This window comes from Paenibacillus sp. V4I3 (assembly GCF_030817215.1).
In the GTDB taxonomy this organism is placed as follows: Bacteria; Bacillota; Bacilli; order Paenibacillales; family NBRC-103111; genus Paenibacillus_E.
In genome coordinates, this window is sequence record NZ_JAUSZA010000001.1 from 5,812,235 (window position 1) to 5,834,772 (window position 22,538).

General features: G+C 45.7%; 17 protein-coding genes and 1 pseudogene. All 18 read right to left on the minus strand.

Going from position 1 to position 22,538, the window contains the following annotated elements; genetic code table 11:
• Nucleotides 1-10 precede the first annotated feature (10 nt).
• The gene (gene pgeF, locus QFZ77_RS27135) at nucleotides 11-856 is read right to left on the minus strand and encodes a peptidoglycan editing factor PgeF (RefSeq protein ID WP_307444232.1); all 846 of its coding nucleotides are present in this window, start codon (nucleotides 854-856) and stop codon (nucleotides 11-13) included.
• A gap of 119 nt (nucleotides 857-975) precedes the next feature.
• Nucleotides 976-1,275, minus strand: coding sequence for a YlmC/YmxH family sporulation protein (locus tag QFZ77_RS27140; protein WP_047672367.1), 300 nt, complete (start codon nucleotides 1,273-1,275; stop codon nucleotides 976-978).
• Nucleotides 1,276-1,410: 135 nt separating this feature from the next.
• The gene (gene sigG, locus QFZ77_RS27145; RefSeq protein ID WP_057303043.1) at nucleotides 1,411-2,193 is read right to left on the minus strand and encodes an RNA polymerase sporulation sigma factor SigG; all 783 of its coding nucleotides are present in this window, start codon (nucleotides 2,191-2,193) and stop codon (nucleotides 1,411-1,413) included.
• A 161-nt stretch (nucleotides 2,194-2,354) separates the two neighbouring features.
• A complete protein-coding gene (gene sigE, locus QFZ77_RS27150) occupies nucleotides 2,355-3,077 on the minus strand; it encodes an RNA polymerase sporulation sigma factor SigE (protein WP_047672364.1) in 723 nt (240 codons plus the stop codon).
• A gap of 218 nt (nucleotides 3,078-3,295) precedes the next feature.
• Nucleotides 3,296-4,219, minus strand: a complete 924-nt coding sequence (spoIIGA, locus tag QFZ77_RS27155) for a sigma-E processing peptidase SpoIIGA (RefSeq protein ID WP_307444238.1) — start codon at nucleotides 4,217-4,219, stop codon at nucleotides 3,296-3,298.
• A 234-nt stretch (nucleotides 4,220-4,453) separates the two neighbouring features.
• A complete protein-coding gene (gene ftsZ / locus QFZ77_RS27160; protein ID WP_029196512.1) occupies nucleotides 4,454-5,575 on the minus strand; it encodes a cell division protein FtsZ in 1,122 nt (373 codons plus the stop codon).
• Nucleotides 5,576-5,605: 30 nt separating this feature from the next.
• Nucleotides 5,606-6,854: pseudogene (gene ftsA / locus QFZ77_RS27165) on the minus strand (cell division protein FtsA).
• Between the two features lie 277 nt (nucleotides 6,855-7,131).
• A complete protein-coding gene (locus QFZ77_RS27170; protein WP_307444240.1) occupies nucleotides 7,132-8,040 on the minus strand; it encodes a cell division protein FtsQ/DivIB in 909 nt (302 codons plus the stop codon).
• Between the two features lie 97 nt (nucleotides 8,041-8,137).
• Nucleotides 8,138-9,406: a UDP-N-acetylglucosamine 1-carboxyvinyltransferase gene (gene murA, locus QFZ77_RS27175; RefSeq protein ID WP_307444242.1), complete on the minus strand. Its 1,269-nt coding sequence runs from the start codon at nucleotides 9,404-9,406 to the stop codon at nucleotides 8,138-8,140.
• Nucleotides 9,407-9,421: 15 nt separating this feature from the next.
• Entirely contained in the window at nucleotides 9,422-10,327 is a 906-nt protein-coding gene (murB, locus tag QFZ77_RS27180) for a UDP-N-acetylmuramate dehydrogenase (protein WP_307444244.1), read from the minus strand.
• A 204-nt stretch (nucleotides 10,328-10,531) separates the two neighbouring features.
• The gene (locus QFZ77_RS27185) at nucleotides 10,532-11,602 is read right to left on the minus strand and encodes an undecaprenyldiphospho-muramoylpentapeptide beta-N-acetylglucosaminyltransferase (RefSeq protein ID WP_307444245.1); all 1,071 of its coding nucleotides are present in this window, start codon (nucleotides 11,600-11,602) and stop codon (nucleotides 10,532-10,534) included.
• 7 nt (nucleotides 11,603-11,609) lie between these two features.
• Nucleotides 11,610-12,707, minus strand: a complete 1,098-nt coding sequence (spoVE, locus tag QFZ77_RS27190) for a stage V sporulation protein E (protein ID WP_307444247.1) — start codon at nucleotides 12,705-12,707, stop codon at nucleotides 11,610-11,612.
• 99 nt (nucleotides 12,708-12,806) lie between these two features.
• Nucleotides 12,807-14,201, minus strand: a complete 1,395-nt coding sequence (murD, locus tag QFZ77_RS27195; RefSeq protein WP_307444248.1) for a UDP-N-acetylmuramoyl-L-alanine--D-glutamate ligase — start codon at nucleotides 14,199-14,201, stop codon at nucleotides 12,807-12,809.
• A gap of 3 nt (nucleotides 14,202-14,204) precedes the next feature.
• The gene (gene mraY, locus QFZ77_RS27200; RefSeq protein WP_307449882.1) at nucleotides 14,205-15,140 is read right to left on the minus strand and encodes a phospho-N-acetylmuramoyl-pentapeptide-transferase; all 936 of its coding nucleotides are present in this window, start codon (nucleotides 15,138-15,140) and stop codon (nucleotides 14,205-14,207) included.
• Between the two features lie 100 nt (nucleotides 15,141-15,240).
• A complete protein-coding gene (locus QFZ77_RS27205; protein WP_307444250.1) occupies nucleotides 15,241-16,638 on the minus strand; it encodes a UDP-N-acetylmuramoyl-tripeptide--D-alanyl-D-alanine ligase in 1,398 nt (465 codons plus the stop codon).
• Complete coding sequence (locus QFZ77_RS27210) at nucleotides 16,635-18,122, minus strand: UDP-N-acetylmuramoyl-L-alanyl-D-glutamate--2,6-diaminopimelate ligase (protein WP_307444251.1); 1,488 nt, start codon at nucleotides 18,120-18,122, stop codon at nucleotides 16,635-16,637. The genes QFZ77_RS27205 and QFZ77_RS27210 overlap by 4 nt, the downstream gene beginning before the upstream one ends.
• Nucleotides 18,123-18,233: 111 nt before the next feature.
• Nucleotides 18,234-20,162 carry a stage V sporulation protein D gene (locus tag QFZ77_RS27215; RefSeq protein ID WP_307444253.1) on the minus strand — a complete coding sequence of 643 codons (1,929 nt, stop codon included), beginning with the start codon at nucleotides 20,160-20,162 and terminating at the stop codon, nucleotides 18,234-18,236.
• 85 nt (nucleotides 20,163-20,247) lie between these two features.
• A complete protein-coding gene (locus tag QFZ77_RS27220) occupies nucleotides 20,248-22,530 on the minus strand; it encodes a penicillin-binding transpeptidase domain-containing protein (RefSeq protein ID WP_307444254.1) in 2,283 nt (760 codons plus the stop codon).
• Nucleotides 22,531-22,538 lie beyond the last annotated feature (8 nt).

Here is a 22,538-nt window from a genome sequence, read left to right on the forward strand (position 1 = left end):
ATCCATCTCCTCAAAGAAGACCTATCCAAGCAATCATTCTTCCTGTAGAACCGCCTTCTTTTCGATGTGAAAAAAAGAGATCAGTGCTACAACTCGTACATAACTGTGATACTTCGATATGGGACGACAAAATTCCTGCTTGCAGTAACAATTTTCGGTTCAATTCTTGCAAATTCAGCATATACTTGCCATTTCCTTTGTCGACCATAACAACTTGACGCTCTTCTGATGATGCTTTGACATCCGCAAGTACATGGTTTACACGATTAGCTACAGTCTCATCAACCTCATAGCAGCAGGCTCTTATGGATGGACCAATTGCCGCGCGAATGTCTGTGGCTTGACTACCAAAAGTATGTGTCATTAAGGATATAGTAGCCATGGAAATGTTTAACACCGTGCCTTTCCAACCTGCATGAGCAAGCCCGGCAACACGCTTAACAGGATCGTAGAAAAATAACGGTACACAATCTGCAAATTGCGCACAAAGAACGATTCCTTTCTCATTTGTAATGAATCCGTCCCTCGCTTGAATGGCCGTTTCCCTGGAAGCTCTGCCCATTCCCTTTTCCTGTAGGCTTACTACAGTGACTTCGTTACCATGTACCTGTTCTGCATACGTGAATGCTTCAAACGGCAGTCCTACGGCCTCAGCGATCAACTCACGATTCCTCGCCACATGTTCAGGCGCATCGTTCACATGCAGTCCGCAATTGAGCGTTGAATAGGATCCCTGACTCACTCCTCCATGGCGGGACGTAAAACCAACAGTCAATTCATTGTATTGCTCCATCCAGCTTGCTATCGTAAATAGGACTGGCCCATCTTCTTTCGCTTGTTTCACAAATGGTTCCACGGTTGCTCTCTCCCCACATTTGGATCTTTACTCCTTTTACTTTAGCACAAAATAAAAAGACACACGATGTTTGCTTTGGCCTGCCCATGAAGCAGCGGCCTTCGCTCGTGTGCCTTCCGTCAATTTCGGAATTGCTGATTGAACTCATAAACACCTTCGTTATCATCCGTTTGACGATAAGGCCGGACGTCTTCCAATTTCACAAGAACGACATCTGCACCGATTTTCACAATATGTTTCCAAGGTATGATGACATCTGTCCCTGAACCAAACAACCCGAAAAATCGGCTTTGATTGGGTACAACAATCGATTCGATACGACCCTGACGCAGATCAAGCTCCAAATCACTGATTTGCCCGAGCTTTTTACCATCGACAATATTGATTACATCCTTCGTCTGGAAATCAGATATTTTCATGAGGCTATTCACCACGAATCTCATTAGGATTTTTAACTGATTTTGTACTAGTATATGTGCGGTGTGGGCAAAATGTCCTGAAAACCAAAAAAAGACCTTCACGGCTTGTCACAGCCGATCCAGTCTTTATGTTAATTACGATTTCACATGTTTCTGCATCTGACAGATCGCAGATTTCTCAAGTCTGGAAACCTGAGCTTGGGAAATGCCAATCTCATCGGCAACCTCCATCTGCGTTTTCCCTTCAAAAAAGCGCATGGAGAGAATCATCTTCTCCCTAGCATTTAGTTTACGCATTGCTTCACGAAGAGCAATTCCTTCAATCCACGACATGTCCTTATTGCGCTCATCACTGATCTGGTCCATGACATAGATGGGATCTCCGCCATCATGGTAAATCGGTTCGAATAAGGATACGGGGTCTTGGATGGCATCAAGCGCGAATACCACGTCCTCCTTAGGCACATTAAGGGCCTCGGAGATTTCATAGATCGTAGGTTCGCGTGAATTCTGATTCGTTAAGCTGTCTCTGACTTGCAAAGCTTTGTAAGCAATATCTCTTAAGGAACGAGAAACGCGAATCGGGTTATTATCTCGTAAGTAGCGGCGAATCTCACCTATAATCATCGGTACAGCATAGGTCGAGAACTTAACATTTTGACTTAAATCAAAGTTATCAATGGCTTTCATCAAACCAATACAGCCAACTTGGAAGAGATCGTCCACATACTCTCCGCGATTGTTGAACCGCTGGATCACACTTAGAACTAACCTTAGGTTCCCATTGACCAATTTCTCTCTTGCAGCTCGCTCCTGTTTCGTCTGCAAATCAGAGAACAGTTCGCGCATTTCAGCATTGGTCAGAACAGGCAGTTTGGCGGTATCAACACCACATATCTCAACTTTATTTCGGGTCACCGTGATTACCTCCCAAGGAGAAACATTACTGTTAATTATCCCCGTGAGCGGTTGATTTATTCCTGTCCTATCCCTTATGGAGCTACTTGACAAAAGGGTTTCGACTTGCTCCCTCCCGTGACTGCTGAACAATTTCAACATGAGCCGTCAAAAAATATTTTTCAGACCATCTTATTAAATTCTTTACGAAGCCTTTTAATAATACGCTTTTCCAATCTGGAGATATACGATTGTGAAATGCCCAATAAATCAGCGACGTCCTTTTGCGTTTTTTCCTCCCCGTCTTGCAGGCCAAAACGGAGCTCCATAATGATGCGTTCTCGTTCTGTTAACTTATCAAGTGCTTTATGCAGCAGCTTTCGATCTACCTGTTCTTCAATATTTCTGTAAATTGTATCATTTTCGGTCCCTAAAACATCAGATAACAGAAGCTCATTTCCGTCCCAATCAATGTTTAGTGGTTCATCGAAAGAAACTTCCGTACGTATTTTACTGTTTCGTCTTAAGTACATAAGAATTTCATTTTCAATACAGCGGGAAGCATATGTAGCTAGCTTGATCTTTTTCTCCGGGTCAAAAGTGTTCACTGCTTTAATTAGGCCGATAGCACCGATAGAAACCAAATCCTCGATATTGATGCCAGTGTTTTCGAATTTTCTAGCTATATAGACAACCAATCTCAGGTTGCGCTCAATCAGCATAGCTCGCACAGCAGCATCCCCGGACGGTAACTTTTCCAATAAGTACTCTTCTTCTTCTCTCGTAAGTGGGGGCGGTAAAGCTTCACTACCACCAATGTAATAGATTTCTTCGCCTTTAAGACCTAATAGCATTAAAATACGATAATACGCTAGTTGAAAGAGCATTTTCCACTTCAAGAACATGTTAGTTTCCTCCTAAGAGTTTTGCGTATGCAAAACTGACTTCGTAAGCATTCGCTGAGTTTTGCGTTAGCAAAACTTTCATCGTAAGCATAGGCTGAGTTTTCCGCAGGAAAACTGGCATCGTAAGCATATGTAGAGTTTTGCTTCTCGCAAAACAAATTTCCTAAACCGAAGAAGTGGTTTACGTTACTTATTACTCACTTTCCAATTTGAAAGCGCTATCCTGCTGAAATCAAAGCTGGATGGATAATCGCTTGATAAGTGCCGTCACTGCAAAGCTTTCCTCCGTCGAGTCCGATAAGCACCTTAGACGCCTCAATTTGCAAATGATTATGGGTGATCACCACCTTATCCGGTTTAATGGCCAGCATGAATTGGGTATTCCGATTAACACCACGGTATGGCACGAGACGCAAGCGATCCTGCCATATAAATTCCTCCACACCCAAACCACTTATGATCTGATCAACATCTGCCGATCTAATCCTTTGGAGCCATTCTACAGGCAATACATCCCCCCACTCAGACACTTCCATTACCATTACAGGGGTTCGTGTTAACGGGTCATACAATTGATTTCCCGTATCTATTAAACCTTTGCAAGAGGCTGTATAATCACCCACATGAATCGTTACTTCCGCCAAATAAGATGTTAACACCTCACGCTGCTTCGAACTCTGAAACACCGTTCTGAACCACCATAGCAAAGGCAGCAGCAGCATGAGCACAAACAGGATGCCTCCAACCTTCATCTGAAACATGGCCACACCTGTTTGCGTAAACACAATCCCCTCCATCACATCGGATGAGGATGCCAGTACATAATGAATGCCGAACATACCACCGGCTACAGCAAAATTCACTAAAAGGAACGTTCCGATGTTTCTCAATAAATTTTGTAAGGAGCCAAAACCAAAAGCAGTCATAATCATACCGATACAGAACATACATTTCACAGAAAATGTAAAAAGAAACAACGGCACTGGCAAGAACATAATGACCACATAGGAAGCTCCCAAAACCGACGAACCTACGATTCTCCACCACTTGAACGATATTTTCCGCGTTTTAGCCGTTACGATAAGCATGGCCGCATCCATCAGAAAGTTCAGCAGGAAAATGAGATCCGCATAGACGACCACAATTTCCTCACCTCCAAGACGGATGCTTTTATAGTAATTTTTCTGACGAAACTTTAAGGTTCTAAATCAGTATATGGGAATCTAAATTCAAAGTCTGTCTAAACTTGCTAGTAGGATGATACTTTTTTTGTCAGTTGACGCGGCCTATCCCAAGCTAGAAAAGCCCTAAGAACAACAAAAAACCGAAGCCTCTACATCATGTAGGGCTTCGGTCTCTTTACAACTATTATGTAACTATTTGTCGGTATTCCGTCCGCGATTACGCAGAAACGTCGGAATATCTAATTGGTCGTTGGATGGTTGTGAACCAAAAGGTTTCAAGTTGTTTAACCGATTGTCTGGAGCAGGAGTTTCTGGTTGACCCGTGCCAGGACGTTTGATCGGTTGATGAACAGGTGCTGCCTTATGCTCAAAACCAGTTGCAATAACAGTAACAAGAATTTCATCCTTGAGTTTGTCATCAATGACAGCTCCGAAAATCATATTCACTTCGATATCAGATGCAGATGCAACGATATCAGCTGCTTCATTGACTTCGTACAAGCTGAGATTCACGCCACCCGTAATGTTCATCAGAACCCCGCGAGCTCCTTCAATGGAAGTTTCCAACAAAGGACTGGAGATCGCTTTTTTGGCTGCTTCAGCTGCACGATTCTCACCTGTTGCCACACCGATACCCATGAGTGCTGAGCCGCGTTCAGTCATAATCGTTTTGACATCTGCAAAATCCAGATTGATAAGTCCAGGCACAGCAATTAAGTCTGAGATCCCTTGTACACCTTGACGAAGTACGTTATCCGCTTCGCGGAAAGCTTCGAGCATAGGTGTCTTCTTATCAACAATCTCTAAAAGACGGTCATTCGGGATAATAATAAGCGTGTCTACCTTCTCTTTCAATGCTGCAATACCTTGCTCAGCTTGCAAAGAGCGTTTGCGTCCTTCGAACGTGAAAGGACGAGTAACTACACCTACTGTTAAAGCGCCTACTTCTTTGGCGATCTCAGCAATAACAGGTGCAGCTCCAGTACCCGTACCGCCACCCATGCCTGCTGTAACGAATACCATGTCTGCGCCGCGAAGTGTATTCAGAATTGTCTCCCTTGACTCTTCTGCCGCTTTCTTACCTACTTCAGGGTTCGCACCTGCACCAAGACCGCGTGTCAGTTTATCCCCGATTTGTAATTTATGCACAGACTTAGCTAAGTGTAAAGCTTGAGCATCTGTATTCACGGTGATAAACTCAACGCCTTTAACACCGTTCTCGATCATTCGGTTTACTGCATTGCTTCCGCCGCCACCAACACCGATGACTTTTATTTGAGCCAATTGGTCTAAATCCATATCAAATTCAAACATGTGAGTCATATCCCCCTAACTTTGCGTTCACTATATAAATTCACTGAAAAAATTTTTTACCCGTTCAAGAAAACCTGGTTTATTACTATCGGAGGATTTTTTTGCTGTTGACTTCGTTACTACTTTCTTTGAGAAACCTGAATTCCGATTTTTCATGTATTTGGATACGAATTGAATGATACCAACGCCACTAGTGTAGGAAGGATCACGTACTCCAATGAAATCCGGAACAGCGATGCGTACAGATGTTGCGAGTTCAGCTTGTGCGACCGCAAGTATGCCCGGCATACAAACGGTTCCGCCTGTAAGCACATAACCACCAGCTAAATCACCATAACCCAAACGATGAACTTCCGCACGGATCATTTGGAAAATTTCTTCAACGCGGGGTTCAATGATATTCGCGAGGTCTACTTGCGAAAACTCTTTTTCCACATTGCTTCCCATTCTCGTAACCTTAAATACTTGATCAGGCGCTGAATCATCTACAGAAGCACAACCGTATTTCAGCTTTATTTTCTCTGCGATTTCGAGCTGAGTCCGGAGTCCAATTGCGATATCATTACTGATGTACTCGCCACCGATTTGAATCGTCGACGTAGCCACAAGATTACCTTGTTCAAATACTGCAATTGTTGCTGCCCCTGCTCCTACATCAACCCAGAACCGTTCCAACAGCTTTCTCATCCTTGGATAAAGCTAACTGCCCAGATGCGAGAGACATCAAGATGAGGCCTGCAACCTTCAGTTCGGATTTTTCCACAACACGGATTAAATTATGTATCCCTGTCTTCGCTCCAGTGATAATTGTCGCTTCCACTTCTAAGCGAACACCAATCATGCCACGAGGATCATTAATGCCTTCTTGCCCATCTACTAAATATTGCTTAGGTACAACTCCAATAATTTCACGTTCGGGAGGTAATGCGATGACTCTGGCCGCCTGAATAACACGATCGATATCCTCTTCTCCGATTTCTCGGTCTTCATTAGAAACAGCGACAACACCATGACTAGATTGAAGAGCAATATGATTACCTGAAATTCCTACGTAAACCTCGGAAATTTGTACGCCGACCATTCGTTCAGCATGATCGACAGCGCTGCGAATTGAATTCACAGTTTGATCAATATCAACAATTGCGCCTTTACGAATACCCTCTGACTCGGCAGATCCCACACCTATTATATTAATGGTTCCGTTTACGACTTCCCCAATAATAGCTCGAACCTTGGATGTACCGATGTCTAAACTAACAATGATGTCATTGTTGCTCAAGCCCCTGGCACCTCCTGTAACTTGGGTAATAAAGTGAATTCATCACAAATACTTCTATACGTATTCCACACAACCGCCATATTCCCTCTTTTTTCTACATTTTTTTTGCCAGTAAAAAAAGTCGTTTACATATCTAGTCTTAATGATGAGAAAATGATATAGATCCTGTCTAGTAACTACTTAAAACAATCTAACGAACTGATAGATACCTAATTAACCATAAATCTAATTTTAACATTATTTTAAGTGATTGAGTAGCCCATTAAACGTTTTTTTGTCAGGAAGGACGCACTGTTTCCTTTGGCGGCGTTTTGGGCGTCGCTTTTGGAGTCGGCTTCGGGCTTGTCTTACCCCCATCTTTGTTCGAATCGGGTGTAGGACTTGGTGAATTGCCCCCCGCCTTCTGACCGGATGCGTTGTTAGCTTCATTTTTGGACTCTTCATTCGGTTCGAAAGGAGCGTGATACTCTACTTCTAGCATTTTGATAACACCACTCGTAATATGATCTTCTTGTAAGCTTGCTATATAGGCAGGCAGATTGTCAATTTTCTCTGGTAAATAGGCAATCGTTGTATACACTTCGAATTGAGATCTTGTATACAGTTTGATCTTGTCAGGGTATGGTTCCGACGGGTCCGGTTTAATTTCGGATATGTCAGAAAGCGCACTCTCCGGGATTTCACCAAGCACTTTACAAAGTGCGGCCTTGTTCGGATCTCCGTCTGTCCACCCTGTCAAAATAGGCATGTCCAAAGGAATGCTTCCTGCAGAAAGCTGCACGACAGCGCCATCAGCTAGCACAGCCTGCTTCTTACCATCTGCTCCAATTTGGAACGCCACTTTAGGGAATTCTTCCACAATAATACGGATAATGCCTGGAAAATGCTTCTTCACGACTGCCGTTTTGATCATGGGCATCTTGGCAATGCGCTGCTGGGTAGCCTGTGAGCTAACGGCAAAGAAACGATCACCAACCGCAATTTGACTAGCTTGTCCAATTACTTCGGATGCCATAAGTTCATTTCCTTCAACTTCAATGGCACTAATTCGGCTAAGGGATGATTGAAAAAACAAAATAATAAGAACTGTGATGAAAAAAACGAATAAGAAAATGAGCAGCTTCCGATTTGTACGCGCACGCGGCTTAGGGACAGGCAGAGTGGGTACTTTGCGGTCTTCAGACAAAATGGGCACCACCTATTATTTGTGTATGACAAACAAATGAAAACCGTGTATCCCCACCTGCAAGCAGGAAGGGATCCGCGGAAGTCATTCAAACATTCTACTCGCTTGGAACGGGTGATTGGCGATGCACGGAGGCTCCCAGCATGGAAAGCATATGTTCAATTCTATCATAGCCTCTATCAATATGATGAATTTGCTCAACGATCGTTGTGCCATGCGCAGCCAGACCGGCAATGACAAGCGCTGCACCGGCTCGCAAATCAGTCGCTTCAACCGTAGCTCCATATAACCTCGGAACCCCTCGGATAAAGGCTGAGCTCATATCTACACGGATATCCGCTCCCATACGGGAAAGTTCATCAACGTGCTTAAATCTACCTTCGAATATCGTTTCTTTCATTACGCTTAGTCCATCTGCTAGAGATAACAGCACCATAACTTGGGATTGAAGATCCGTTGGAAAGGACGGATGCGGTGAAGTAACAATACGTTCGACCGCCTTCGGTCTTGTTGGACAGCTTACATGTATTATATCACCGTCCGTGATGATTTGAACACCTGCGCGCTTAAGGACATGAATGACCGAGGTTAGATGAGCAGGGTTCACCTTTTCCAACGTAATGTTCCCTTTAGTCGCAGCTGCTGCAACAAGGAATGTTCCTGCTACAATGCGATCGGGTATGATGCGATATGCACAAGGAGATAATGACTCCACTCCGCGAATCGTTATGGTGTCCGTACCTGCGCCAATAACATCGGCGCCCATCGCGTTCAGGAAGTTTTGCAAATCCTGAATCTCAGGTTCACGGGCAGCGTTGTAAATCGTTGTGATGCCTTCTGCTTTGACAGCAGCCATCATAATATTTTCCGTAGCTCCAACACTTGGGAAGTCTAGCACAATCTCGCTGCCGTACAGAGAATCTGCCGTGCAAACAATTTTATTGGCGCATTCTTCAATGTTGGCCCCGAGAGCCTGCAAACCTTTAAGGTGCAAATCGATTTTACGTTCACCGATCGCGCAGCCACCCGGTTGATATACCGTAACACTGCCGAATCTAGCGAGTAGCGGACCCATTAGAAAGATGGAGGAACGCATCTGCCCCATTAATTCTTCTGGGATATGAGAGGAATGAGCTGTGGATGTTGTGATAGATACCGTATCCCCTTGCTGCTCAGCACGACAGCCCAGCGCGCGAAGAATGCGCAGCATGGTGTCGATATCGAGCAAATTAGGAACATTATGCAGAGTATGAGTGCCGCTAGCCAGGATGCAGGCTGCTAAAATTGGTAATGCGGCGTTTTTCGCGCCGTGTATCTGGATGGCTCCCGTAAGAGGTCTTCCACCTTCGATAACGAGCTTCTCCAAAGTTCCACCTCCGATTTACCTCTCACCCAACATCAGAACTTCCGGTACTAGCGATATGCCGTACTGTTTCTGTACGATTAGCTGTACCTCGCCTATGAGAGTAAGAACGTCCTCGGCTGTAGCATCTCCGGTATTAACAATGAAATTGGCGTGAAGCGTAGAGATTTCCGCTCCACCGACACGTTTGCCTTTCAGGCCGGCATCTTCGATAAGCTTAGCTGCGAATCCCCCTTCGGGGTTGCGGAATACACTTCCTGCGCAAGCTAATTGGCCGGGTTGAGTACGCCGACGCCGATCGCGGTAAGCCGCCATAGCACCGGCAATTTCTTTGCGCTCTCCAACCTGTAATTCAAAGACAGCTTCCGTTACAATGCCGGGCAATGTTTGCAGAATGGAATGTCGATAGGCATACCGCAAATCCTCCGCCTGCATAGTGACCAATTCCCCTGTGTCCAGGATGACTTCAGCCTGCTTGAGTATGCGTGACACATCGGACCCATGAGCCCCTGCATTCATGTAGACGGCGCCTCCCACAGAACCGGGAATGCCAGAAGCAAACTCCAGTCCGGTTAAACCCTCTTTGGCCGCTAGTACGGACAATTTAATGAACGAATAGGAACCACCTGCGTAGACCATCGCACCATCAAAGCGAAGCGTTTCTAACGCATTGCCAAGTTTAATAACGACCCCTCTAATGCCTTTATCACTTACAAGCAGATTGGATCCTCTTCCGATGACCGTCCATGGAACACCGCGTTCATATAGAAATAGGATGGCAGCAGCTACCTGCTCTTTCGTTTGGGGGATAACGAGGCAATCAGCCGGACCGCCGATTTTCCATGTCGTGTAAGGGGCTAGTCGTTCATTCGTTCGAATCTCGCCAATATTTGCTGCCTGTAAGTCGGATATTAACTGTTGCATGGGAAAACCTCCTTCACAGAACGTAGGGCGAAATTATCTTGAAAAGCAGCTTCAAGCTTCATAATTTCATAATACGGACCGAGTCGAAGATGGCCGGTCTTCGTTGTTTGGCGCCATATTAAGCCTTAGGTGTCTGTCACGGTTATAGTGTAGTTTATGTAAGATCGGATAGAGTGTGACAATCGCCAATTCGGTTTAGCAAAATCAAGTCGATAAGCTATAGGTTTCAATCAGTTTTACGATCGATGCAACTGCATCGCTTTCTTTGCGTGATTGCATCGCTGCCTTGTGGGCCTCTCGATTTGCATGAAGAGCCTCCACACGCTCTGCGAGCGTATCGGCTGTTAAAGCATCTTCTTGTAGAACGTCCGCGTAGCCAGCTTTCTGAAATGACTCCGCATTTAGAATCTGGTCTCCTCGACTTGCCTGCAGCGATAAAGGAATAAGCAGCATCGGCTTTTCCATGACTAAAAATTCATAAATAGATGTGGCACCAGCCCGGGAAATAACAAGCTCTGTCATGGCCAAAATATCTGGGAGCTCCTCATTTAAATATTCAAATTGTTTATACCCCCGGGTATTGGCAAGCTCTGACGCAATATTGCCTTTCCCGCATAGGTGTACGATCTGAAACTGAGCTAGTAATCGCCTTAGGTTGCCTCTGACGGCTTGGTTTATCACTTGCGAGCCTAGGCTGCCGCCCATCACCAAAATGACTGGTTTCTGCGTATGAAAATCACAAAGCTGGTAAGCGCGAGACGCTTTACCACTGAGAATGTGTTCACGAATCGGTAAACCTGTCAGCTCTGCCTTGTCTCTTTGAACATGCTGTAAGGACTCCGGAAAGGTAACGCAAACCTTGGTTGCAAAAGGAATTGAAATTTTGTTCGCAAGGCCTGGCGTTATATCCGACTCATGAATAATCACCGGAATCTTGTTCATTCGACTGCCAAGAACGACCGGGACGGAAACGAACCCGCCCTTCGAAAAGACGATGGCGGGCTTCAAACGACGGAGCAATCTATAAGACTCATAGACGCCTTTCATCACTTTGAAAGGGTCTTTGAAATTTTTCAGATCAAAATATCGACGTAATTTTCCAGACGAAATCGAATAAAAAGGTACCCCTTCGCGTTCAATGATGTCTTTCTCGATGCCCGTAGCTGAACCTATGTATTTAATTTCCCAACCTAACTGCGCAAGCTTGTGCATCAGCGCTATGTTAGGTGTAACATGTCCTGCGGAGCCTCCTCCGGTAAAGACAATCGTTTTCATTCCCCTGTCACCTCGAATAGCGGGATATATTGAGCAGGATGCCGACCGATGTCAGCATAAGCGTCAATGAAGACCCTCCTGCACTTATGAATGGTAAAGTAATGCCGGTTACCGGGAACATCCCAATAACAACACCTATATTAATAATGACTTGAACGGCAATCATACCGATAATGCCTACAGCGATCAAACTGGCAAACGTATCCGGTGCTGTAATAGCTGCCCGCATTCCGCGCCATACAAGAATCGTAAAGAGCAGCAGTACAAGCGTACCGCCGATAAATCCAAGTTCCTCAGCAATAATGGAGAAAATGAAGTCAGTTTGCGGCTCTGGCAAATAGCTGTACTTCTGGCGGCTCATACCTAGACCAAGCCCTACAAGACCTCCAGGTCCAATAGCATAGAGCGATTGAATCGACTGATAACCTGCACCTAAGGGGTCCTGCCATGGATCCAAGAATGCTGTAATTCGCTTCAAACGGTATGGGGCGGCAATGACGAGCCCGATAAAACCCGCAACTCCTATCATACCCAGATACGAGAGATGAAGCAATCTCGCCCCTGATGTGTAGATAATGAGCAGCGAGGCTCCGACGAGAACGGCACCTGTTCCAAGGTCAGGCTGCAGCATAATGAGACCGAACGCTAAGCCCATGATACCAAGCGGTGGCAATAAGCCTTTTCTGAATAATGTTATTTTCGCTTGGTTTTCGGATAACATGTTGGATAGATAGAGAATCATCCCAATTTTCATAAATTCGGACGGCTGAATACCAAAGGCACCTATACCTAACCAGCTTCTAGCCCCACCACGAACAACCCCGATGCCGGGAATCAGAACGATAATCAACATGGCAAAGCAAATAAAAAGCGCTACTCGGGCAAACCTTTTCCAAACTAAATAATCAACATTCATCGTAAAAAACATGGCGATAACACCCAAAACAGCAAATATAAATTGACGTTTCAAGTAGTACAGGGAGTCGCCAAATTCGCGAAACGCAAGAACACTGCTCGCGCTGTAAACCATAATAACGCCAATTGTCAAAAGCAACAAGGTTGGAACAATAATCCAAATGTCAGGAGCGGACCGTGCTTTACCCATAACAGACACCTCTTCGTGTGTTGTGGGCGTCATCCATGATACATACCAACAAGCAGCGACAGTATCGCCAACCAGACAGCATATGTGGATAAGCCCTATTTAAAGGTTATGCACGGACTCCTTAAACATGCGTCCCCTGTCCTCATAGGAGGGGAACATATCCCAGCTTGCACAAGCAGGTGAAAGTAAAACAATATCTCCAGGTTCACTCATTTGCCAGGCTAGCTGAACGGCTTGCGACACCGCGTCCGCTGCATCCTTAGCAGTATCGACGGTTTGAATGCGGCTAATCCCTGCCAACTCGGCAATATGCGTAATTTTCTCTTTCGTTTGACCTAAGGTAACGATACCTTTAATCCGCTCCCGGAAAGTAGGCAGAAGTTCCATATAATCCGACCCTCGATCCAAACCTCCTGCAATCAGAACAACACGTTGGTTGAACGCCTCAATCGACTTTATGGAAGCCGCTGCATTCGTTGCTTTGGAATTGTTATAGAAGGTCACTTCCTTCAGCTCTCTAACGAGCTCCAGACGGTGTTCTACGCCTTGGAAGCTCCTTAGCACATCTGATATGGCATCTAGCTGAACACCCGCAGTAATGGCTGCTGCCGCCGCTGCTAGCGCGTTCTCGACGTTAAAGCTGCCCGGGATCCTCATTTCACTTGCCGGCATAATTGGCTGCACTTGGCCTAGCCCGTTTGCGTAAACAATAACCTCAGTCTCTACATCGAAGTAGACGCCAAGAGCGAGCTTCTCTTTCATAGAAAAAGGGAACAGTTTAGCCTTCAGACTAGGAATTATAGACTGACACACCTCATCATCCCAATTCAGGATGGCCGTATCTTCTTCGGTTTGATTCGCAAATAATTTAGCTTTCGAAGCGATATAGTCATCCATTGAACCATGATAATCCAGATGAGTTTCGTACACATTTAACAAAAGTGCAATCGTTGGTCGGAACGAAGTCGTTCCTTTCAGTTGAAAGCTGCTGAGCTCAACAACCATCCAATTATCAGCTGTAACTTCAGGCACAGCCTCGGTTAACGCTCGCCCAATATTACCCGCTACAACGGGAGATAAACCAGCTGCGTCCAGCATTAAACCAATTAATGTTGTCGTTGTGGTCTTGCCATTCGAACCTGTTATGCCAATTATTGGTGCTTCACAGAATTGATAAGCAACCTCAACCTCAGTCACGACTTCGATTCCCAGCTCTTCTGCTTTGCGAATCGGCTCTACCGTATACGGAATTCCCGGGTTTTTCACAACGAGAGAAACGCCCGCATGCACCAAGGACTCCGGGTGAAAGCCGCATACAACAGAAATACCCAGAGCCTCTAATTCGTCGGCTTCAGGGCATGCGCTTCGCTCTTTTTTGTCGTTGACCGTGACCAAGGCTCCTTTTTGATGAAAAAGCTTAGCCGCAGCGACACCGCTGCGAGCCAAGCCCAAAATAATCACTTCAAGTCCACGATAATCCCGCGGATGCTTCATGCTCTACAACACCTCATTCATATATAATCCGAGTACAGCAAGTACGAGACCTACGACCCAGAATGTGATAACAACACGCCATTCCGACCAACCAACCAATTCGAAGTGGTGGTGGATCGGACTCATTTTGAAAACACGCTTACCTCTTGTCTTGAAAGAAACAACTTGAATCACAACAGAAAGAATTTCAACCAAGAACACTCCGCCAACAATGGCAAGCAGCAGCTCCGCTTTCGTTAAAATGGCAACAGCCACAAGGCCGCCACCAATCCCGAGCGATCCTGTGTCACCCATAAATACTTTGGCTGGATGCGCATTAAAAACGAGAAAACCGAGTACGGCACCAACCATGGCTGCCGAAAAAATAGCCGCTTCCGGCTGTGTATTATTCATAGCAATAACGGTATAAGCACCAAATGCAATGGCACTTGTCCCTGCAAGCAGTCCATCAAGACCATCTGTAAAATTCACCGCATTCGATGCACCCAACATCAGAATTGCCATTAACGGGAAGTACAACCAGCCTGGGTTGAAGTGGAACGCCACAAATGGAATATATAAGTCCGTGCTATGTCCTTGCATGACAAGCAGGTAACAAACGATGGCGGAGATCAAGAGCTGACCGAACAGCTTTTGTTTCGCTGTTAGACCGAGTGAGCGCTTGAAAATAATTTTGATATAATCGTCGAGAAAGCCAACTAATCCATAGCCTAAAGAGGCTATTAACAGGATTAGAAGATCCGTATTTTTATCGGCAAAACGAAGCGTAGCAAGGGCCAGCGCGAGTAAAATGATGATTCCGCCCATGGTCGGTGTCCCTTGTTTTTTCAGATGCCCTTGCGGGCCATCCTCACGTATTTGCTGCCCGAATTTCATACGCCGCAAAATGGGTATAAAAAGCGGTCCCATAATAAGCGCAAGCACAAAAGCTACGCCCATCGTTAATAAAATTGCGTTTTCCACGTTGGTTCCCCCTGCTCGTTTTCGTCTTTCGAAAACGATCTACTGTTTCATCCTATAATTAATAACAAAACGCCATCTAGGCGAGTAAGGCATTAACCACATGCTCGAGACGCATGCCTCGCGATCCTTTTACGAGCACAAGGTCATCGGATCGGACCTCAGCCCCGAGCTCTGCCGCGAGCCGCTCTTTGTCATCGAAGGCGCGCACGCACGCCTTCGGGAACCGATCAGCCGCTTCATCCGCGATGAAGCGGCCAAGACGGCCGAACGTGAAGACGTAGTCTACACGTTCTGGAGACAGCATCGCACCAATGCCGCGATGGAACTGCTCTTCGTGCTCGCCAAGCTCCAGCATGTCGCCGAGCACGAGGAACTTGCGACCGAAGCCGCGCAGCTGCTCGGTCAAATCGATCGCAGCCCGCATGGATGCCGGGCTGGCGTTATACGCATCGTTAAGCACAGTCAGCCCTGAGGCTGCTGTCAGCTTCTCGATGCGCATGCTTGTCATCTGCAGTGAGCGAAGCCCCGCTGCAATTCCCTCAGGCGAGACGCCGAAGGCTTCGCCGATGGCAATGGCTGCTAACGCATTAATCACATTATGCGTGCCGAGCAAGGGAATGAACATTTCCGGGTAACCCGGTGAATTGATCTGGAAGTACGCCCCGTCCGCATCCATCCGGATGTCGGTCGGGAACAGATCATTGCCCGTGCCGCTGCCAAAGCGGATACGGCGCAGCCCTTCTGGCAGGCCTCGCTCCGCGAGGGCCTGTTCAATCAGTGGCTCGTCGCCGTTGTAGATGAATAGCCCACCGCTCGGCATTCCGCTAACGATCTCGGCCTTAGCCCGAGCAATTTCATCCCGCGAGCCAAGCTGAAGCATGTGCGATTCGCCAATCATCGTAATGATCGACGCTTCCGGCTCGGCCAGATTGGATAGCAGCTCGATTTCGCCACGTCCACTCATCCCCATCTCGACAACGGCGAATTCCGTAGTCTCTTCAAGCTCAAGCAGCGTGAGCGGTAAACCAATATGATTATTCAGGTTTCCCTTTGTTTTATGCACTTGAAACGTACTGCCCAATACGGCCGCAACTAAATCTTTGGTCGTCGTTTTGCCATTACTCCCCGTGATACCAATAATGCGAACCGGCAGCTGCTTGCGGTAAGACTTAGCTAACTGCTGCAGGGCTATTAGCGTATCCTTGACGCGAATGATCGGCATGCCTTCTGGGGGGTGAGGATGGTCATCTTGCCATAATGCAGCCGCAGCACCCTTGCTGTAAGCCTCTGAGGCATAAGCGTGACCATCGAAATGATCCCCGATCAGCGGCACAAACAAACTTCCCGGTCGTATTGTACGCGTGTCGGTAGATATGCCTATTATTGGAATGTGCCTTTCAGCTGACGTCGAGGTCACCAGCACACTTTCAACGCCTAGCATGTCTGTCATTTGTTCCAACGTGCGCTCTATCATCGTCCTCTCCCCCTTATCGCAGCCTTAGCCACCAATCGATCATCGAAATCATGCTTGACCCCCATGACATCCTGATACGTTTCGTGGCCTTTTCCCGCTATCAATATTACATCCTTAGGGCCTGCCCCTTCAATAGCCTTTTGTATCGCTTTTTTGCGATCCACGATTAATTCATACTGTTCCTTTGGGTAATTAACCTCTTTTAGACCAGGAACGATATCATCCAGAATGGCATCTGGATTTTCCATACGCGGATTATCTGAAGTCACATATAAATAATCACTATACTTAGCCGTAACCTTACCCATAAGAGGACGTTTCGTTCGATCACGGTCACCACCGCAGCCAAACACAGTGATTACCTTACCTTCTGCAAAGTCACGTACAGTAGACAAGGCATTCTCTAGTCCATCTGGGGTATGAGCATAGTCAACCAAGACTAAGTAATCCTGTCCCTCATTCACAACCTCCATACGGCCATCTACTACCGAAATATCTTCTAAACTATTCCGGACCGCTTCAAGTGGAATCCCTTCCGCCAGTGCCGCAGCAATGGACCCGAGCGCATTGTACACGTTGAATTTACCAACCAGCTTCATTCTGAAAAAAGCCTCTCCCACAAAGGAAATAAGTTGAAACTCCGTGCCTTGGGCTGTCATTCGAATATTTGTCGCCCTTACATCACATTCGTTCTCTATACCATATGTAATAATTTGTGCGGCTGTCAGCTTACTGAACGTATGGGAAGCATCGTCATCCGCATTTAGAATAGCATACTGGCGCTCCTTGAGATCAGCTGAGAAACCATTCCCCAATCTTGAGAAGAGCAGGCCCTTTGCCGCTGCGTAAGCATCCATTGTTTTGTGATAATCTAAATGATCTTGTGTTAAATTCGTGAAAATACCCGAACGGAAATGAATACCCTTCACGCGACCTAATTCCAAGGCATGGCTGGACACTTCCATAATACAATAATCCGTCTTTTGTTCACACATCTGGCGGAAGCTGCGCTGTAAATCGACGGCTTCTTGGGTTGTGCGCTCCATTTCCGTATAGGTATCCCCGATTTTCATTTGAATCGTTCCCATAAGTCCCGTCGTAAAACCTTGATCCCGCAATATTTTCTCGATCAAATAGGTCGATGTCGTTTTGCCATTCGTACCCGTAATACCAATTAATTTCAGTTCTTTGCTGGGATAGCCAAAAAAATGGGCTGATAAAGCCGCCATCGCATATCTCGCATCTTTCACAACAAGCTGAGGAATTGGCAAGTCAAGCAATCTTTCCGTTACAAGCGCAGAAGCCCCAAGCGCAATCGCTTTTGGGGCATAATCGTGACCATCTGCTGTCAGTCCAGGGATACATAGAAACAAATCCCCTGTTTGTATTTTACGAGAGTCTGCTTCAATCCCAGTAATCTCTGTTTCAGCATCTCCATGTATGTGGGTAATGAGCAGTGCGGAAGCAAGCTCCTGAAGTTTCATGAGCAACCCTCTCCTTAATGTTATTGCTACCTATTATTGACAATTTTATGCCTATGGAAAAGCTAAACATGTCTTACTTGCAAAATCTTTTTTCCAGCCAACTAAACCACATTACTGCGGTGGCGCATTATTCGAGAGAAAAATGCGTATTGTAGAGCCTTGGTCTACTCGTGAACCCGGCTTCGGCGCTTGACTGATCACATATTTGCCACTGCCAGACTTAGCCAACCTAAAATTCATGTTCAGATCTTCTAATATATCATCAACTGAGGCTCCAACCAAGTCCGGCACCTCAACAACCGGAGTTTCACCATAGCGATAATCTTTATCAAGCTGGTTTTTATCAGGTTCGACTTTCATATATCGCAAAGCATCAGCCATCATATTCTTCACAAGTGGTGCTGCAATCAGACCTCCAAATTGAATTCCTTGAGGATCATCCACAGCCGCATAGATGACAATCTTTGGATTATCGGCCGGCGCGAAGCCAATGAAGGAGACAATATGCTCATCCGGCGAATAACGTCCGTTAATAACCTTCTGTGCTGTTCCCGTCTTCCCACCTACGCGATAGCCGTCGATAAACGCATTGCGTCCTGTGCCTTTGGCAACTACGCTTTCAAGCGCTTCGCGTACTTGCTTCGATGTCTCCTCCGATACGACATTGCGTACAAGCTCGGGCTTTACAACATCAACAATCTCACCTGTATCCGGATTCGTGAATGACTTCGCCACATACGGCTTAAAAAGTTTACCTCCGTTAATTGCCGCAGAGACAGCCGTAATTTGCTGAATCGGAGTGACCGATACACCTTGGCCGAATGCCGTCGTTGCAAGCTCAACCGGCCCCACCTGAGACGGCTTAAACATAATACCATTTTCTTCGCCGCCGAGGTCAATTCCCGTCTTCTTCCCAAAGCCAAACTTTGAAATGTAATCAAACAACTTTTCCTTGCCTAAACGCTGTCCCATAACGACAAATCCGGGGTTACAGGAGTTTTGGACGACTTGCAGCATCGTTTCACTGCCATGACCGCCGCGTTTCCAACAGCGGAGTCTAGCCCCTCCGACCTCAATAAATCCGGGATCGTAAAATTGTTCATTTTTTAAATCAACCTTTTTTTCTTCTAACGCTGCAGCTAGTGTAATAATTTTGAAGGTAGAACCCGGCTCATATGTTTTCCAAATCGGTAAGTTTCGGTTATAAGTTTCAGCCGGATAATCCTTATAATTGCCTGGTTCATACGTAGGCCTGCTCCCCATGGCAAGAATTTCTCCGTTATTGGGATCCATCATGATGGCGATGACATTCTGAGCCTGGTACTGTACCATGGCCTGATCCAATTCTCTCTCCAACACAGACTGCAGATGACTATCAATCGTCAACTTCATATTGAGGCCGTCTTTAGGCTTCGTATAGGTATCGGTTGTCCCTTCCAGCGTTCTTCCTGCTGCATCAGTCATATAGGATATGCTTCCTGCTATTCCAGTCAATTGGCTGTTATATTTTGCTTCAATGCCTGTCAGCCCTTTATCTAATCCAGCAAAACCAAGAATATGGGCAGCTAACGAGCCGAATGGGTAGTATCTTTTGTTGTCTTCTGCTACCACAATACCAGGAAGATGAAGATTTCGTACTTCTTGCGCTTTTTCAACCGTTATTTTGCGTCCAGAAGGCTTGATATCGTTTTGAGATGTTTTCTTTGTAATTTGTTTATAAATGTCATCTTCGTTCCCTTGCAGCACTTCGGCAAGTTTGGCTGCAGTGCTTCGGGCGTCTTGAATTTGAACAGGTATAGCCACTATCGTAGGTGTACTCATACTGTAGGTCATCGTTATCCCATTGCGATCTTGAATCTCGCCTCGCTTAGGTGCAAATTCTATTTTTCTCCGCCAACTATCCTCTGCTTTATTCGCCAAGTCTTGTCCAATCCATAGCTGGACATAAGCTAGACGGAGAATAAGTGCTGTAAAGATGACAGTGCCCATAATGAGCGCAGTAAACAATCTGCGACGAACGGTAACGTTAGAAACACGCATGAACGTTCAGTCTCCCTTCCCAATAAGTCAACATCATTCCTAACATGACTATTCGGGACAAACAGGGGTTAGAACAAGCTCTCCGTTAAGGTGTCTTTTTGGCCGTAGATCGCTGCGCTTCTGTTTTCGTATTCGACGCCGGCGTTGGCGATGGTGTAAGTGTTGATGAACTTGCAGTTGATGATTTATCGCTTAATGGTTTGAGCTGCAACGTCACACTTCTCCCCTCGCCTTCCCCCGTAGTAGCCTGATCCGAAACATATCCTTCACCGGCGGTTTGACAGTCTACTTTAAAGAAGGAACAGGTTTCAACTGCATCTCGAAGTGATCTACCGACCAAGTTAGGCAGCGGCATTTCGTCAACAGTTTGCATCGCAACATATATTCGTTGTGTAGATAAGATTTCTGTACCTGCTTTCGGAAATTGATCCACAACCTTGGCTCCTTTACCGAAAACCTCAAGTGACAAACCGCTCTCCTTTGCTGTAGCCTTGGCGCTTTCTGCTGTCACATCTACAAAATTAGGCACAGTTAGCTTATTCGCTTGCTTCGTTACCATTTTCGTTTGCTTATTCGATGCAACGCCCATATATTGCAGCGATTCACCAACAATTTCTTTGAAAGCAGGAGCCAATACCTGCCCTCCTAAGTGATAGTTGCCGCCTAGATCAGGTTGATCAGCGATCAGTGTAACTAAGATACGAGGATTTTCAGCAGGAGCGTACCCAATAAAGGAAATAACCCACGAATCCGTGGAATAGGTCTTTTCACCGGGAAGGACTAAGTTAGCTGTCCCTGTCTTTCCTGCGACACGGTAGTCCTCCATAAATGCAAGCTTACCTGTACCAATATCTTGGTCAGATACAACTTGTTCTAAATATCCGCTCACCAGACTAGCTGTCTTTTCACTCACGACCTGCCTAACGACTTGTGGCGCAAAAGACTGAATGCTTTTCCCTGTTTTCGGATCGACAATATCCTTAACAATGTGAGGCCACATCAATTTACCACCGTTGGCCATTGCAGCATAAGCAGCTGTTTGTTGGATGGCTGTAACAACGACCTTTCCTTGTCCATACGTTGCTGTTGCAAACTCAGATGGATATTTCATATCGATTAAACCGGAGACTTCATTTGGCATATCAATATTCGTTTTTTGATCGAACCCAAATTTGTTAATGTAATCTTTGAGCTTTGGAGAAGTTAATTTCTCGTAACCCAATTTAACGAAGGCCACGTTACTAGAGCGCTTAAGGCCATCTAAGAAAGATATTTTCCCCCACCCAACGCGGTTATGGTCATGAAGCTCTCTATCTTCAACCTTAATACTTCCGGACTGGTACATTTCATTCGGATTAAATAGACCCTCTTCTACTGTAGCAGCTAACGTCACTAGTTTAAAAGTAGAGCCAGGCTCGTAACGAGAGGCTACCGCATTATTTTTGAAATCACTTTGATCTTTAATCGTCCAATAGGTATTGGGGTTAAAGGTAGGCGTATTTGCCATTCCCAGAATTTCCATCGTTTGCGGATCAACAGCAATCGCCGTTAGGCTCTTCGGGTGCCATTTGTCATTTACTTTTGCAAGCGCGCTCTCCAAATAAAACTGAATATTTTTATCAATTGTGAGTCGCACATTGTTCCCGTCTTGCGCTGGCTTGAAATTGATCTTGGAATCAGGAAGTTCAACACCCATCCCGTCCTTCTCATAGCTTAACATCCCAGGAACACCCTTAAGGGTTTGATCTAGTTTAAGCTCTAATCCTAGTGCAGCTTCGCCTTCTTTATTCGTATACCCTAGAATATGAGAGGCAAGAGATTCTCCTGGATAATAGCGTTTCTTGTCTTCTAAAATACTAATTCCTACGTTAGCTTTTGCTTTTAACTTGAGTTTTGCTTGAAGAACTGAAATTAACGCACGAACTTGATCTGCCTTCTCTTTCTCAATCTTCCAACCTTCATTTCTAATCTCTGTATAGACCGCAAAATCCGTACCGTCCGGCTTCATTTTCGTTGCGCGCTCACGGATTTTATTGACAAGCGTAGGCTTCGTTACATCCGATTCTTTCAAAATTTCCGCTAATCCTTGCGTAACATCCTCAGCAATATGGAAGCTATCAATCATTTTGGGATTAAGTGCAATGGTATATGATGTTGCTTCCACGGCAAGCACTTTATTGTTTCGGTCCAGGATCGAGCCCCTTACCGGATTTATCACCTTATCCGTTTCCCATTTCTTCTCGGCTTTCTCTAGTAACCATGAAGCTTCTACCACTTGAATCCAATAGACTTTAGAAATAAGGACAACAAAAAGAAGGGTGAAGAACCCTCCAATTAGCAAAGATCGCAACTTAATTTTTTTTGTCATATCGAATA

Excerpts from the sequence above, each read along its gene's own strand:
- murB (WP_307444244.1), bottom strand. The coding sequence starts at position 10,327 with ATGCAACAGTTAATATCCGACTTACAGGCAGCAAATATTGGCGAGATT.
- QFZ77_RS27140 (WP_047672367.1), bottom strand. The coding sequence starts at position 1,275 with ATGAAAATATCTGATTTCCAGACGAAGGATGTAATCAATATTGTCGAT.
- ftsZ (WP_029196512.1), bottom strand. The coding sequence starts at position 5,575 with ATGTTTGAATTTGATATGGATTTAGACCAATTGGCTCAAATAAAAGTC.
- QFZ77_RS27220 (WP_307444254.1), bottom strand. The coding sequence starts at position 22,530 with ATGACAAAAAAAATTAAGTTGCGATCTTTGCTAATTGGAGGGTTCTTC.
- QFZ77_RS27210 (WP_307444251.1), bottom strand. The coding sequence starts at position 18,122 with ATGAAACTTCAGGAGCTTGCTTCCGCACTGCTCATTACCCACATACAT.
- mraY (WP_307449882.1), bottom strand. The coding sequence starts at position 15,140 with ATGGGCGTAGCTTTTGTGCTTGCGCTTATTATGGGACCGCTTTTTATA.
- QFZ77_RS27205 (WP_307444250.1), bottom strand. The coding sequence starts at position 16,638 with ATGATAGAGCGCACGTTGGAACAAATGACAGACATGCTAGGCGTTGAA.
- murD (WP_307444248.1), bottom strand. The coding sequence starts at position 14,201 with ATGAAGCATCCGCGGGATTATCGTGGACTTGAAGTGATTATTTTGGGC.
- sigE (WP_047672364.1), bottom strand. The coding sequence starts at position 3,077 with ATGTTCTTGAAGTGGAAAATGCTCTTTCAACTAGCGTATTATCGTATT.
- QFZ77_RS27185 (WP_307444245.1), bottom strand. The coding sequence starts at position 11,602 with ATGAAAACGATTGTCTTTACCGGAGGAGGCTCCGCAGGACATGTTACA.
- spoVE (WP_307444247.1), bottom strand. The coding sequence starts at position 12,707 with ATGGGTAAAGCACGGTCCGCTCCTGACATTTGGATTATTGTTCCAACC.
- QFZ77_RS27215 (WP_307444253.1), bottom strand. The coding sequence starts at position 20,162 with ATGCGTGTTTCTAACGTTACCGTTCGTCGCAGATTGTTTACTGCGCTC.